This is a genomic window from Bradyrhizobium frederickii, assembly GCF_004570865.1.
GTDB classification, from domain to species: Bacteria; Pseudomonadota; Alphaproteobacteria; order Rhizobiales; family Xanthobacteraceae; genus Bradyrhizobium; species Bradyrhizobium frederickii.
Genome location: NZ_SPQS01000038.1, coordinates 1 through 14,436, shown reverse-complemented (window position 1 = coordinate 14,436; position 14,436 = coordinate 1). Strand labels below are relative to the sequence as shown.

At 63.8% G+C, this 14,436-nt stretch carries 8 protein-coding genes and 1 pseudogene; 3 read left to right on the top strand and 6 right to left on the bottom strand.

Annotated features, from left to right (window positions below):
* Nucleotides 1–117 precede the first annotated feature (117 nt).
* The 3 genes from E4K64_RS36085 to E4K64_RS36075 all read right to left on the bottom strand — a co-directional run bounded on the left by E4K64_RS36085 (nt 118) and on the right by E4K64_RS36075 (nt 6,550).
* Nucleotides 118–600, bottom strand: a complete 483-nt coding sequence (locus tag E4K64_RS36085; RefSeq protein ID WP_135167452.1) for an MAPEG family protein — start codon at nt 598–600, stop codon at nt 118–120.
* 37 nt (nt 601–637) lie between these two features.
* A complete protein-coding gene (locus E4K64_RS36080) occupies nt 638–2,359 on the bottom strand; it encodes an adenylate/guanylate cyclase domain-containing protein (RefSeq protein WP_235884908.1) in 1,722 nt (573 codons plus the stop codon).
* Between the two features lie 777 nt (nt 2,360–3,136).
* Nucleotides 3,137–6,550, bottom strand: coding sequence for an adenylate/guanylate cyclase domain-containing protein (locus E4K64_RS36075; protein ID WP_135167450.1), 3,414 nt, complete (start codon nt 6,548–6,550; stop codon nt 3,137–3,139).
* Nucleotides 6,551–6,906: 356 nt separating this feature from the next.
* Between E4K64_RS36075 and E4K64_RS36070 the strand changes: the two genes are divergently transcribed.
* A complete protein-coding gene (locus tag E4K64_RS36070; RefSeq protein ID WP_135167449.1) occupies nt 6,907–7,818 on the top strand; it encodes a DMT family transporter in 912 nt (303 codons plus the stop codon).
* Nucleotides 7,819–7,828: 10 nt separating this feature from the next.
* On the opposite strand, the gene E4K64_RS36065 is transcribed toward E4K64_RS36070, so the two are convergent.
* Nucleotides 7,829–9,181 carry a M23 family metallopeptidase gene (locus E4K64_RS36065; RefSeq protein WP_209312013.1) on the bottom strand — a complete coding sequence of 451 codons (1,353 nt, stop codon included), beginning with the start codon at nt 9,179–9,181 and terminating at the stop codon, nt 7,829–7,831.
* 111 nt (nt 9,182–9,292) lie between these two features.
* On the bottom strand, nt 9,293–9,982 hold the full coding sequence (locus E4K64_RS36060; protein WP_135167475.1) for a peroxiredoxin: 690 nt from the start codon (nt 9,980–9,982) through the stop codon (nt 9,293–9,295).
* Here E4K64_RS36060 and E4K64_RS40735 point away from each other — a divergent pair.
* The gene (locus E4K64_RS40735) at nt 9,951–10,154 is read left to right on the top strand and encodes a hypothetical protein (RefSeq protein WP_167772429.1); all 204 of its coding nucleotides are present in this window, start codon (nt 9,951–9,953) and stop codon (nt 10,152–10,154) included. The genes E4K64_RS36060 and E4K64_RS40735 overlap by 32 nt on opposite strands.
* Before the next feature lie 23 nt (nt 10,155–10,177).
* On the top strand, nt 10,178–13,996 hold the full coding sequence (locus E4K64_RS36055) for a DUF3971 domain-containing protein (RefSeq protein ID WP_167772430.1): 3,819 nt from the start codon (nt 10,178–10,180) through the stop codon (nt 13,994–13,996).
* Between the two features lie 67 nt (nt 13,997–14,063).
* Here the strand turns inward: E4K64_RS36055 and E4K64_RS36050 are convergent.
* A pseudogene (locus tag E4K64_RS36050) lies at nt 14,064–14,436 on the bottom strand (methyl-accepting chemotaxis protein); the annotation flags it as partial.

Sequence of the window (14,436 nt, the reverse complement as noted above, 5' to 3'; positions counted from 1 at the left end):
GCAACGCAAAGCGGAAGTCTCCGACCTTGAAGGTGTTCGGCGGCTTGTGACCCCGGAGCGGACCTAGACGCGCAGTTATGTGATCAGCGTCACCGAGGGGGACTTTTCGGCCTGACCTCAAATGCCGTACAGCACGCTCAGCAGCGCGCAATAAAACGGCCAAGCGGCCAACACGATGAGTATCACCGACCCTACCGTCCAGAAGGTCGCGCGCATGTCGTGGGTTTGAGCCGTAAAATAGGCCGCGAAATGTAACAGACTTGAAATCACGTAGCCGTAGAGCAGGCATTGCGCGATCAACAACGGTGGACGCGCCAAGACAAATAGCAGGGCCGCAACAAGGAAGAACGGCAGGTTCTCGAGATCGTTCAACTGGATCCGGCGGACACGTTCTACGTATTCGTTCGGTGCAAGCTGGCTCGGATCCGGATGCGGATTGATACTCGTCTTTCGAAGATCCTCTGGAGATCGAAAGCCGCCCCGGATCTTCATCATCCGGAAGACGGTGAGCCACGACATCCCCACGGCCTTGAAAATCATCAGCGCTGCGGCGATTGTATAAGTGGCGAACAGTGGATCTTGCAAGCTCAATCGGTCCATCGGACGCTCCTGTCGCAAGAGTCAAACAGCGACAAAATCAAAGAGCCAATCCAGCCCTTGCTAGCCCATCTGCGATGCGCTGGACGTCGGCAGGATTGGCAAATGGTAGTCGCGAGAAATGCTGCTCAAATGAATACTGCGGATTGATCTTCTTCAGCTCCAGCCAGACTTGCCTTGCCTCGTCCGTCTCTCCAAGATGGCCCAATGCTGATGCGAGGATCGACCGCGAAAAGTCAGTTTCTGGTACGAGCCGAATACGCTGTCGAAACACAGCTGCTGCAGTTTCGTATTTTCCTGCGAGCACATTCGCGACGCCAAGAAGATGCAGATATTGCTCCGTGTAAGCTGGATCTAGACGGAGGGCCAGTTCAAGCATTGAAATAGCTTCGTTACCGCGACCTTGAAAGTTGTAGACGTTCCCGAGGCAAGCATACGCCTCCGCCAGGTTTGGATTCAGCGCGAGTGCCTCTTTGGCATGGCTGATTGCCTCTTCGAAATCCCTCTCGAAGGTCGCTGTGAATGAGGCAAGGGCCCTGGCTAAAGGCTCCCTTGGATCTTTTTGGATTGCAGTGAATGCATTCCATTTTGCGAGCTCCAATCCTTTATCAGCGCCCGCAGTCCACCGGTTCTGGTAGTCGTACATGTGCGCAAGCCCAAGAAGGGCAAACGCCTGCGAATAGTTCGGATCGTGATCGATGGCGAGCTTGAGATATGATTTGCTCTGCTCCAGGACCTCGCGATTGAGCCGGCCGCCGAGCAGTAGCCGCCGCGCCCGCAGAAAATAGTCGTAAGCGTCGAGATTCCTTGTCCCTCCTTGCGCTATTCGCTCTTTATCCGCCGAACTGAGGGTGAGCTTCAACGCTTCAACAATTCTATGCACGACGTCATCCTGGACCGCGAATAGATCCGTCAAATCGCGGTCAAAGCGGTCAGCCCAGACATTGGCTCCTGTATCTGCGTTCGTGAGTCGCGCCGTGATCCTGACGCGACCGGCTGCTTGCCGCACGGATCCTTCGACTACAAAGCGAACGCCCAACTCTCGAGCAATTGCGCGAACATCGATCGCGCGCCTCTTGAACGCAAAGCTTGAGTTACGCGAGATCACCATCAGCTCACGCAGCTTTGAAAGATCGATGATAATGTCTTCGCTGATGCCGTCGGAGAAGTAATCCTGGTCAGTGTCGCTGGACATATTCGCGAAGGGCAGAACGGCGATCGAGATCCTTCCTGTGGAGCGTGCCGCCGAGGGTTGTTGTGCTGCTGCCACTGTCGCATCCGGATGCCATTTCCAGAGACGAATGGGACGGGCAATATTCTTTACATTGATTGTCCCGGCGTCCTCGAACGGGACAACAATTCGATCGGCAACGCTCTCATGGACAATCGATGAGACGCATATGCCGCCCGGAGCGGCAAGTGCCTCCAGACGCGCCGCCAAGTTAACGCCATCGCCGTAAATGTCGTCTTCCTGAACAATGACGTCTCCCAAGTTGATCCCGATCCGTTGCACCATTGGAATCGGTGTCTTGAACGTGGCTGCTCCGCGCTGCACCGATACCGCGCAATTGACCGCATCGACAGCACTTCGGAACTCCGCAAGTGTTCCATCGCCAATCAGCTTTACGATGCGCCCATTGTTCGCAAGGATAGCCGGATCCAACAGCCCTTCACGGAAGTTGTTCAAGGACTGCAGTGTGCGCTCCTCGTCCGCTTCCATCAAACGCGAGTAGCCGACGACATCAGCGGCGAGAATAGCCACAAGTCTTCGCCCTATCGCTTGCTCTCTCGGCACTTGAGCCTCAGCCGCAGATTGGCGTCCACTTAGGCTATATTCCGAAGCACCAGAGCGCCAGCTGGAAATCGGCATTGTCGGTGTTTTCGACGCGAAGTACACTGCGGTATCAGCTTGGCGAGCGCCCGCTTTCGCCAGAAGGAACCTTGTGCCGCGAGGGATATTAGGTCTGACCTGAGGAGGATGCTCCCGGAGAGGATCATTCTTGCCTAAAGGCCAGATCGGAAAGTGCTACGGTTGCCTTTTCAAATCCTAGTCACCGGGCAGCAGATGAACTCGCGATTTTTAGCGGTGCAGCCGGGACTTGGCCGCTTGTTGCTCGCGCGGGCATCACGAATGTTTCTGCTGTTTGAGGCTCTGAAGCGTGAAGGGGGTGGGCGGAGGAAATCCCTTGAAGCGTTGGCTTCTGGTCAGGTTGCTCAAAGTGGCTTTCACCTATTGCGTCAGCATAGAGAATGAGCTTCGATGACGACACAATGGGCGGCCATCAGTTGTAGCTTGCGCTCCGGATTCAGCAGTTGCGCCATACAGCCCATCACTTATCTAGTCCGCTAATGGCCGGCCCGAAGCTGCCCCGGCTGAGCGCGGAGCAATGGTCCGCTTTCAAGGCGAGAGTTGCTGGCCTAACTTCGATCGTCCGCCTGTGACCCTGAGCCGCCATTCACAGGCGGCACGCCACTGCTTAAAACCGACGAGATTCCGGTCGAGGTCGAATTGGCCAAGCGCTTGTTAGTGTATGCAGCATCACTGCTGGTATTTGGGATCCGTCGTCGGCTCGGAGCGAGCGGTGATCTCTCGAAGTATTGCCCTGGCAGCCTGTAGATCCGGTGTCGCAAAGCCCTCGGTGAACTGGCTATAGACTGGCGTGAGCAGGTCTCGTGCCTCGGCACACCGATCCTGTTCTCTCCACAATCGTGCAAGGCGGGTCGCTGCGCGCAACTCCCAGAGCTTGGCGCCCTGCTGGCGCGCGGTTGCCGCCGCATGGCCGAACCGTGCTTCCGCGCCGCTCGCATCGGCATGAGGCAGCCGTAGCATCAGCTCGCCCGTCATCCGGTGCAGCTCTGCCTCGAACCATCGCTCGCCGGTTTCTTCCACTCGGTGCAGCGCTTCGGTAACAAGATCCAAGCCCTCGTTCACTGCACCCGACCGGACGTGGACCTCAGCAAGCAGACTTCGGAAATAGGGCACCAGGAAGCCCGCTCCGGTGGCCTGCCACATCGAAAGCCCGTCCCGGATCTGCGCGATACCGGCCCGAAGATCCCCGGCCTCGCCCAGCGTCCAACCGCGAATGATGATGCCGGCTCCGAGGAAGTGTGGGGAGTCCTGCTCGGCTGCCAGTGCGATCAGCGCATTCGCCCGATCGCCGGCCTCGTCGTGATTCTGGCGAAGCTGCGACAGGATGCAGCCGTACAGGAGGGCATAGCCGAGGGTGTTGCGGTGGGACAATTCCTTCGCGCCGCTCAATGCCTCTTCGCTCCTCGCCTGGGCCTGCTCAGGGTAGCCGAGGGCGAACAGTCCCCAGGATAGAACGGAAAGCCCCGCCACACTGGGATCCTGCGCGAACAGGAAGGCAAGCGACCCATGGGCGGTCGGATCGTAGAGGGCGAGCGTTCGCTCCAAATGAGTGCGCGCAGCCATTAACTCGCCGCGAAGCAATTCAGTGGTTCCGACGATGCGATTGCCGATGGTTTCGGCGGCAGCATCGTGCTGTGCCTGGGCGCGGCAGAGCAAATCCTCGCCTACAATTCGACCGGCCTCGAGCTCCGCCCTTACGACGTGAAAAACCCACTTCCCATAGAGAACAGGGAAGAGCCGCGACGTCTCGCCCAGGCGCTCGCACAAGTCTCGGGCCCGCGCGTTGGCCCGCCCGACCTCCGGTGCGGCCCAGCCCTTTGCGGCCATCAAGGCGACGCCGAGCGCGATTTGCAGCTCGAGTTCCCGCCGCCATCGTGGAGCCTCGTCGGGGAGAGCAGGAATCAGGTCGAGCCCTTTGGTCAATTGCGTGATCGCCTCTGCTGTGGCCGACCGCGCGATCTCTGCTTGTCCCGCCCTCAGCCAATCATCGATCGCCGGTTCGGCAAGTCCTGCCTCTGTGTGGTGATGGGCCAGAAGCTCGGGCTGCGCCTGCACGGTCTCCGGAAAATGCTGCTCGAGCGCGGTGGCGATGCGGGCGTGTAGGCGCTGCCGCTTCGCGCGAACGAGGGTCGCATATGCGGCGTCCTGCACGAGCGCATGCTTGAAGCTGTAGGTCGCCTGAGGCGGCGTCCCACGCCGGAATACCAGACCCGAATCGACGAGGTCGTCCAAGGCCGCGTGCAGTTCGCTCTCCGGCAGCGCCGCCGCAATCGCGAGCAGTTCGTAGGAGAATTCTCGACCAATCGCGGCCCCGGTCTGGGCGACCTCTCGGGCCGGGGCCAGCCGGTCGAGCCGGGCCAGCAGCGACTCCTGGAGCGTGGCCGGGATCGCCATCGGCGGCAGCGGTCCGGCGAGCGCGTAGTGGTCGCCCTCATCCCGGAGCAGATTGGTCTCCAGCACGGCCCGCGTCAGCTCCTCGACGAACAGCGGCACGCCGTCCGTCTTGGCCACGATCTGGTCGAGCACCGCTGGGGGAAGCGCCTTGCCGCCGCTCAGCCGCGCGACCATGGCCGCCCCCTGCCGGCGGCTCAACCGGCTGAGGCTCAGCGAGGTGGCATGGGCATAGCGCGTCCAGGACGGCGCGAACTCGGGCCGGAAGGTGATGAGGACGAGCACGGGAGCGCCTTGCACCCGGTCGATCAGGAGATCGAGCAGCTCGAGCGAGGTCGGATCGGCCCAATGCACGTCCTCGTACAGGGCGAGGACGGGCCGGCGCGTTGCGAGGCCCAGGACCTGATCGACGAGCACCTCGAGCGTCCGCTCTTTCTGCCGATGCGGGCTCATGTCGAGCGACGGGTAGCGCGCATTCGTCTCGAGCGATAGCAATGCCGCGAGCAGCGGGGCCGCCCCGGTGACATCATCGCTCGAAAGCGCAAGTAACGTCTCGAGCTTGTCGAGCCTCGTTGCGGCGGAATCGTCGTCGGCGAAACCCGCCGCGCGCTCCAGCAAGCCAATCACCGGATAGAGCGGGCTGGTCTGATGGTGCGGCGAGCAGTAGTGGCTCAGGACCGTATGCGGCTCATCTTCAAGTCGCCCGCGTAGCGCCCGCAGGAGGCGCGACTTGCCGATGCCAGGCTCGCCCCCCAGCAGCACCACCTGGCCCTCACCCTCCTTGGCGCGCTCCCACTGCTCAAGCAGCAGGCCGATCTCATGCTCACGACCGACAAGCGGCGTCAGGCCCGCGCCGTGCAACGCCTCGAACCGGCTCTCGGCGGCACCTTCGCCGACCACACGCCACGCGCGCACAGGAACAGGAAATCCCTTTAAGATCTGCAGGCCGAGCTCGGCGAGCTCGAACAGCCCGCCAATCAGCTCTCGGGTGCGGGCAGAGATCACCACGGTGCCGGGCTCGGCCAGGGTTTGCAGGCGCGCCGCGAGGTTAGGCGTGTCGCCGACTACCGTCTCCTCGCGCGCCGCGCCTTCGCCGATCAACTCACCGACAACCACCGACCCGGTCGCGATGCCGACACGGGCCGCCAACGTTTCGCCGTGCCCCGATTCCAGGCTGTGTACCGCCGCGACCGCGGCGAGGCCGGCCCGCACGGCGCGTTCGGCCTCATCTTCGTGGGCGCGCGGATAGCCAAAATAGGCCAGTACACCGTCGCCCATGTACTTCGCTACGTGCCCTTCGAACCTTCCGATCGCGCCCGCCACCGCGCTCTGATAGGTCCGCAGGACTTCGGCCATTTCCTCCGGATCGAGCCGTGCCGCGAGCGCGGTCGAGTCGACCAGGTCAACAAACATCACGGTGAGTTGGCGGCGCTCGGCCTCGGGTGCAAGCGAAGCGTTTCCAGAGGTGACAATAGGTACGGCCGAAATAAGGGTGGTAGCCGACATTGAGCCGGCGCGCAGTGCAGCAATGGCGGCGAGCAGCTTGCGGCGATGGCCGATCGAGACGACCCCAAGCCCGATCAGATCCTCGGCCGTTAGGTCCATGAGGACCTCGGCATCAATGTCGTTCTCCCGGAACGCCTGCTCGTACTGTCCCAGCCCCAGATCACACAGCCAGGCCCCGACATCCATGGGCTCCTCCCGGCTCTCGTCTTCAGCGCTAAGGCTGTTCCAGTCTATCTCAAAATGGCGTGCGCTGGGCGCGGTGAAACGTCACGAGCTGAGCGCGGAGGAAGGACAGCTGTTGGGCCCTTAGCCGACCAGCTGGGGCGATCTGGCCATCTCCGCTATTGAAAACGAACGGACAAGGCGCCGCCTTCGCGCGGGCTCATCGGCTTTACGAGTACATGCGCATCGCGTGGGACAAATTAGCGAGCCCCATTCATTGCCGGCATCGGTTTCGTAAACCGGCATTTCATCGGAAATCGGGTGGCACTGTTCGCCCCGTCGCCCTAGACCCCCGGGCTCGGCCACGGATGTGAGAGCCCATGCCCTCGAGTGACAACCGGATCGACGCGCGAGACTGGTTGCTGCTCGCCGTGCTCTCGATCCTCTGGGGCGGCTCGTTCTTTTTCAACGCCGCAGCTTTGCGGGAATTGCCGCCGCTGACGCTGGTGTTCCTGCGCGTCGCGCTCGGTGCGGCCATTCTGCTGCCGCTGCTGCGCATGCAGGGGATCGGCTGGCCTAAGGGCATGACGGGCTGGAAGCCGTTCGTTGCGATCGGGCTGCTCAACAATGTCATCCCGTTCTCGTTGATCGTGATTGGCCAGACCTTCATCCCGAGCGGTCTAGCATCGATCCTGAACGCGACGACGCCGCTGTTCACCGTGCTCGTGATGGCAGCAGCAGGTGAAGAGACATTGCATATCCGTCGTGTGGGCGGCGTAACGCTGGGGCTTGTCGGTGTCGTCATCCTGCGCGGATGGGGCATCGAGACGAAGCCAGGGCAGGGGCTCGGCATCCTGCTCTGCCTTGGCGGCGCGCTGAGCTATGGATTCGCCGCACTGGCAGCGCGGCGATTGCTTAAGGACTCACCGCCGCTCGGCACGGCGACGTTTCAGCTGATGGCGTCGACGGTGATGATGGCGATCGTCGCCGGCGTGGTGGAGCAGCCATGGCGGCTGGCAATGCCGGGCGGCATGACGTGGTCCGCAGTGCTTGGCCTTGCCGCTCTGTCGACGGCGCTCGCTTACATCGTCTTCTTTCAGATCGTGCTGCGCTCGGGCGCGAGCAACGTCATGCTGGTGACGCTGCTCATTCCCGTCACCGCCATCCTGCTGGGGGGGCTGGTGCTGGGGGAGCCGATCTCCGTCCGCGAGATCGCGGGCGCGATCGCGATCGGCAGCGCGCTGCTGGTGATCGACGGTCGCGCATTGAGCCTGCTGCGACGCAGCACATAGCTTATAGCTTTCAGCCCGCGCTGAGACGCACCCCGGCACGCAGGAATTTCTGCGGGTCGACCGCTTCGCCCTCGATCCGGGTTTCGTAATGCAGGTGCGGACCGGTGGAGCGACCGGTCGAGCCGACCAGACCGACGACCTGGCCGATCTTCACGATCTCGCCGACCTTGACGTTGATCTCGGAGAGATGGCCGTAGCGGGTCGAAAGCCCGTTGCCGTGATCGACCTCGACCATGCGGCCGTAACCGCCGGACCAGCCGGCGGAAACGACCTTGCCGTTGGCGGTGACGCGAACCGGATCGCCGCTGGCGGCGCGGAAGTCGAGCCCGGTATGCATCGCGGGCCGGCCGAGGAAGGGATCGCTGCGGACGCCGAAGCCGGAGGTGAACTCGACCTCGCCGATGACCGGCTTGCGGTAGGGCACCAGCGCCAGCGTGCGGTTGAGACGATCCATCTCGGCGCGGGTGATGTTGATGCGATTGAGCTGCTTCTCGAACGGACCGGCATTGGCGGTCAGCTTGATGGGAACGAAGGGTCCGCCCATCGCGCTGCGCGGCACGGCGGCTTCGAGACTGGCGAGATTGAGACCGAGATCGCTGACCACGCCGCGCATCCGGCGCATGCGTGAATCCATGCTTTCCTCGACCGCGCTGAGCGCCGCCATCTGGCGACGTTCGACCTGATCGAGCGAGGTGGTGAGCCGGACCAGGACGTTGTCGAAGCCGTGGTTCTTCGCAAATTGATTGGCCTGGGGAGCCACGACGGCCGGGGCGCGCGATTCGAGCCGCGCCTCACGGTCCGGCGGCGCCACGAAGATCACGGTGTCGCTGATCGGCGAGGGCTTTGGCGTGGTCTGGCTTGAATCACCGCGCTGCGGGGTCGCACGGGGAATCGAGCCGGTCACGTCGGGCATGGCCCCGAGCGCCGTGGCCCGGGATTCCAGCGCCGTCTGGCGCTTCATGATCTGGTCGAGCTTCTGGTCGAACTGCTCCTGGTCGAGCAGCTGCCGGCTGGTGGTGCGATCGACCTTGGCGCGCAGCTCGGCGATGCGGTCCTCATAGGCGTATTGCATCTCGGCCTGGCGGGCGATCAGCCGGGTCAGAACGTCGTCGCGGAAGGCAAAATAGGTGGCGGTCGCCGCCGACCAGAGACCGAGCAGCACCACCGTTCCAACCACGATCCAGAACACCACGGGCCCGAAGCGGACCTGCTTGCCGGCATGGACGATGGTGTAGGCATCGTCGGTCGCGGGAAGGGGGATCGCTGCGGCGGCCGCGACCGCGGGACGGCGCTGGAAGCCCCGGCCGTGGTCGTGCGGATGATGTTGGGGGTACTGCGAATATTGGGCAGAACTTTTCGACATCGGCACTCCCGCGCCGGTCGGATGAGTCCGTACGGCCCTAATTGCCGCAGCAATCTGGGCCGGTCATGGTTAATTTTCCGGAAACAGGAACAGACGAATTTAAAGGACTGGTTAAAGGCTTCTTGCCGCTTCCAGCACCGCATCGGCATGCCCGTCGACCCGGACATTGCGCCAGATCCTGGCCACCTTGCCGTCGGCCCCGACCAGGATCGTGGTGCGAAGAATTCCGAAGAAGCTCTTGCCATACATGGACTTTTCGCCCCAGGCGCCATAGGCTTCCAGCATCTCGTGCTGCTCGTCCGAGATGAGGGGGACACCGAGAGCGTGCTTGTCGCGGAACTTCTCCTGGGCCTTTAACGGATCGGCGGAGATCCCGAGCACGGCGGTGCCGGCGGCCGCGAAAGCGCCGGCGAGGCGGGTGAAGTCGATCGCCTCCCGGGTGCAGCCGGGCGTGTCGGCGCGGGGGTAGAAGAACAGGACCAGCTTTTGGCCGGCATAATCCGCCAGTGTGACGACGTCGCCGCCGTCGCGGGGCAGGCGGAAGGCGGGGGCCTTCTGGCCGTCGGCCAGGCCGGCCTTCGCCGTCACGGGCGCGGATGACGATTTGGAGGAATTTAACTGTTTCGATGCGGCCTTATGTGATCCTGCTTTTGCTAAAGTCCCGGTTGATTTGCGCGCCGGTATCCGCTGCGTCGTTGCGGACTTTGCTTGAGTCGATGCCCGCGCTTTCAGGGTCTTCTTCTTAGCCGTCGGACCGCCGGAGGGCGCCTTGGACGATTTCTTTTGGGATTTCTTGGACATACGCCTTCCTTTCGACGCTTTCGGCGGGTCAACCGAAGCGGTATTGCAGCTCTCGTCCGGTGTGCCGGACTGGCGCCCTTGGCTGGGCAAGTCTGACGACGCCGGAGTATGGTTACAAGGAATTCCACGCACCACCCCACTGCTCGTTGAACGCGCTCCCGGGGCGAAATGACGAACAGCAGGAATATTCGAAGTATGGCTGCAGTGCCGGCGCAGGGAGCTTTGCTTCCCGGGGGCGGCTGCGGTCCCGGCGGTGCTCAATCTCACGACGGGCGCCTGTATCGAGAGGCAATGGCAAGGAATAAGTCGCCCCAGGATTACAATCGGGACTTCGATCGGCGCGGCGGTCAACAGCCGCAGGAATGGGACGACGCCGATTGGGATCCGGATCAGGAGGCGGCCGCGGGCCATCGCGCGCGCCGGCTGTTGGCGCGTTCCAACTCGGGCTTTCATCGCTTCGGCGACGGGTTTGGCGCGCTGCGCCGCTGGCTGGCCGCCGATCGCTGGCTGAAGCGCCTCGTCCTTGTCGTCGGGACTCTCGCCGTCATCTTCGTCGGCTGTTTCGCTGCGCTGTGGTGGCGGCTCGGCGCCGGTCCCATCAATCTCGACATCGCAACGCCGTGGCTGGCCGCCGCGATCGAGGACAATATCGGTCACGGCAATACGGTTGAGATCGGGGGCACCCAGATCGAGCGGGCCGGGCGGGTCCGCATCGCCGTCCGTATCCGTGACATCATCGTCCGCGACCGCGACCACGCCATCGTCGCCAGCGCGCCGAAGGCCGAGGTGAAGCTGTCGGGGGCGGGCCTGTTGATGGGGCACCTGCGCGCCGAGAGCCTCAATCTCGTCGATGCCGAACTCGCGATCCGGATCGCGCCCGACGGCACTGTCACCGTATCCGCCGGCGACACCGCAAAGCCGCTGGCCACCGGCGTCGCCTCGAAGAAGGATGCCGGCCTGCCGCCGACATTCCCGCGCAACGGCGTCCCGCCGCCGCCCTTCGCCACGGCGCCCGCGGGCCAGGATCCGTCTCAAGCCGCTTCCCAGGCCGCGCCTCAGGCGACCGCGCAGAGCGGTATTCTTCAGGGCCTCGACTGGCTCGACAGTCTCAGCATGACCGGTCTGGACGGCCAGAACCTCAACGAGATCGGCCTGAAGAACGGCAATCTGATCGTCGACGATCAGCAGCGCGGCAGCAAATGGTCGTTTGAGAACATCACGCTCAGCCTGCGCCGGCCGAGCCGCGGCGGCGTCACGCTCAGCCTCGGCGAGGAGGGCGCGCGGCCCTGGATGCTGCGAGCCACGATCGGTCCGGCCGAGAACGGCGTGCGCTCGGTCGACATCAAGGCCGACAAGGTCTCGACCTCCAACATCCTCTTGGCGCTGCGGGTCAAGGACCTCACCTATACCGCCGATTTGCCGCTGACCGGCGAGCTCAAGGGCGAGCTCGGCCGCGACGGCGTGCCGACCTTCTTCCGCGGCAAGGTCGCGGTCGGCGCGGGCAATATCATCGATACCGACACGCCCGACTATCCGATGGCGATCGACCAGGCCGAGATCAATGTCGAGTGGGATGCCAACCGGCGGGTGCTGGTCGCGCCGTTCAAGGTCCTGTCGGGCGCGAACCGGCTGACGCTTCTGGCCCATCTCGAGCCGCCCAACGGCACCGTCAACGACTGGCAGCTCGGCTTCAGCGGCGGGTCGATCCTGCTCGGCGGCATCGACAACGAGCCGCCGCTCGTCTTCAACCGCATCGCGATCGGATTCCGCTTCGACACCGACCACAAGCGCTTCCTGCTGACGCAGGCCGACATCAGCAACGGCGAGATCGGCGTCGCCGGCACCGGTGCGATCGACTATTCGAGCGAGCCGCGCCTGACGCTGGGCTTTGCGGGAACGCCGATGTCGGCTTCCGCGCTGAAGCGGATGTGGCCGACGCTGGTCGTTCCCGAGTTGCGCGAATGGGTGATCGACCGGATCGAGCGCGGTACGCTCCAGCGCATCGAGATCGGCATCAACTCGCCGACGAAGAATCTTCCGCGCAAGGGCCCGCCCATCCCCGACGACGGCCTGTCGGTCAACATCGTGGCGAGCGGCGTCGCCGTCCGTCCTGTGGACGGCATGCCGGTCGTACACGATGCCGATCTGAAGGCGCGCGTGACCGGCCGCACCGCGACCGTGACGATCGGCCAGGGCATCGCCGATACGCCTGCGGGCCGCAAGATCACGATCTCCGATTTCGTCTTCGAGGTGCCCGACATGGCGCCGAAGCCGTCGCCGTCGCGGACCAGATTCCGCGTCGATGGTCCGGTGCCCGCGGCGGCTGAAATGCTGGCCAATGACCGCCTGAGCGATCTGTCGTCGACAATGGTCGATCCCAACACCAGCAAGGGGACATTCACGGCCAACATCCAGCTCGGCCTGCCGGTCAAGGGCGAATTGACCAAGGCTGACACCATCTATGCCGTCACCGCCGACCTCAACGGCTTTGCCGCCGACAAGCTGGTGATGAACCAGAAGCTGGAGGCCAACAGCCTCAAGATCGTCGCCAACAACCAGGGCTATCAGGTCAAGGGCGACGTCAAGATCAACGGGCAGGCGGCCTCGCTCGACTATCGCAAGCCGACCGAAGGCGATGCGGACGTCAGGCTGCAGGCGACGCTGGACGATGCGAGCCGCGCGCGCCTCGGATTTGATCTCAGCCCCGCCGTCAGCGGATCGTTGCCGATCAGGCTGTCGGGCAAGATCGCCGGCGGTCCCGACCAGACCACGAAGCTCGGCGTCGAGGCCGACCTGACGTCGGTCAAGCTCGACAACATCCTGCCGGGCTGGGTCAAGCTGCCGGGCAAGTCGGGCAAGGCCAGCTTCAAGGTCGTGCCGACCGCGCAATCGACGCGTCTCGAGGACATCGTCATCGAAGGCGGCGGCGCCTCGATCAAGGGTTCGCTCGAAGTCGACGCGAACGGCGACCTCGTGAACGCGAACTTCCCGATCTATTCACCGTCCGACGGCGACAAGACCGCATTGAAGGCTGAGCGTGGCCAGGACGGCGTCATCAGGGGCACGATACGCGGCGACGTGTTCGATGGCCGCGGCTTCCTGAAATCGGCGATTTCGGGCAATTCCAAGGACGACAAGAACAACAAGATGAAGAACGTCGATTTCGACATCGACGTGAAGCTCGGTGCCGTCGCGGGTTTCAACGGCGAGGCGATGCGCAGCGTCGATGCCAAGATGTCGAAGCGCAACGGCGCCATCAAGGCCTTCAGCCTGAGCGGCAAGATCGGCCGCGATACGCCGGTGGCGGCCGATCTGCGCGGCGGTCGTGCGCAGGGCAGCCGCGAGGTGATCTATCTCCAGACCAACGATGCCGGCGCGCTGCTGCGCTTCACCGACACCTATACCAAGGCGGTCGGCGGCCAGATGGTGGTGGCGATGGAGCCGCCGACATCCGAGCCGAACACTTCGCGCGAGGGCCTCATCAACGTCCGTGACTTCACGGTGAAGGGCGAGGCGCAGCTCGAACGCGTGGCCGCCGGCGCGCCCAACGGCACCGGCAACGGCGTCTCCTTCAGTGCGCTCCGCGCCGAGTTCACCCGGCAGAACGGCGCGCTGACGATCCGCGACGGCGTCGTCAAGGGCCCGATGATCGGCGCCACCATCGAAGGCTCGATCGACTATCCCGGCAACCAGGTCTGCATGAGCGGCACCTTCGTGCCGATGTACGGGTTGAACAACATGTTCGGACAGATTCCGGTCCTCGGGCTGTTCCTGGGCGGTGGCGATAAGGAAGGACTGATCGGCGTGACCTACGAGGTCATCGGCACGCCGGCCGCGCCCGTGATGCGCGTCAATCCGGTCTCGGCCATGGTGCCGGGTGTGTTCCGCAAGATCTTCGAGTTCAACACCGGCAAGCAGAACACGCCGTTCGAGGAATTCCCCTCGCAGTCAAACGACGGCTCGAGCGGCTCGACGCGTCAACTCTCGAGCGGTTGCAGCCTCGCGCGGCGGTAGGAGCGGGCGCGATCGTTTCCGCCGTCATGCCCGGGCATGACGACGATCGCATTGAATCTTGCACAGCCTACGCCGCGCGCACGCCTGCCAGGAACGTCCCGACTTCGCCGGAGAGCTGCTCGGCCTGCTTGGAGAGGTTCGAGGCCGCGGCGAGCACCATGCCGGCGGCATTGCCGGTCTCGTTCGCGGCGGTCGAGACGCCGCCGATATTGGTGGTGACCTCCTTGGTCGCCTCCGCGGTCTGCGAGACGCTGCGGGCGATCTCGGCGGTGGCGGCGCCTTGCTCCTCGATCGCGGCCCCGATCGAGGTGGCGATGCGGCTGACCTCCTCGATGGTGGCGGTGATGCCGCCGATGGCGTCCACGGCCTCCTTGGTCGCGCCCTGGATCTGGGCGATCTTGTCGCCGATCTCGCGGGTGGCTTCCGCGGTCTGGCTTGCG

What these genes read in the sequence shown, in the direction of transcription:
- E4K64_RS36085 (WP_135167452.1), bottom strand. Translation starts at nt 600, where the DNA reads ATGGACCGATTGAGCTTGCAAGATCCACTGTTCGCCACTTATACAATC.
- E4K64_RS36075 (WP_135167450.1), bottom strand. Translation starts at nt 6,550, where the DNA reads ATGGATGTCGGGGCCTGGCTGTGTGATCTGGGGCTGGGACAGTACGAG.
- E4K64_RS36070 (WP_135167449.1), top strand. Translation starts at nt 6,907, where the DNA reads ATGCCCTCGAGTGACAACCGGATCGACGCGCGAGACTGGTTGCTGCTC.
- E4K64_RS36065 (WP_209312013.1), bottom strand. Translation starts at nt 9,181, where the DNA reads ATGTCGAAAAGTTCTGCCCAATATTCGCAGTACCCCCAACATCATCCG.
- E4K64_RS36060 (WP_135167475.1), bottom strand. Translation starts at nt 9,982, where the DNA reads ATGTCCAAGAAATCCCAAAAGAAATCGTCCAAGGCGCCCTCCGGCGGT.
- E4K64_RS36055 (WP_167772430.1), top strand. Translation starts at nt 10,178, where the DNA reads ATGGCTGCAGTGCCGGCGCAGGGAGCTTTGCTTCCCGGGGGCGGCTGC.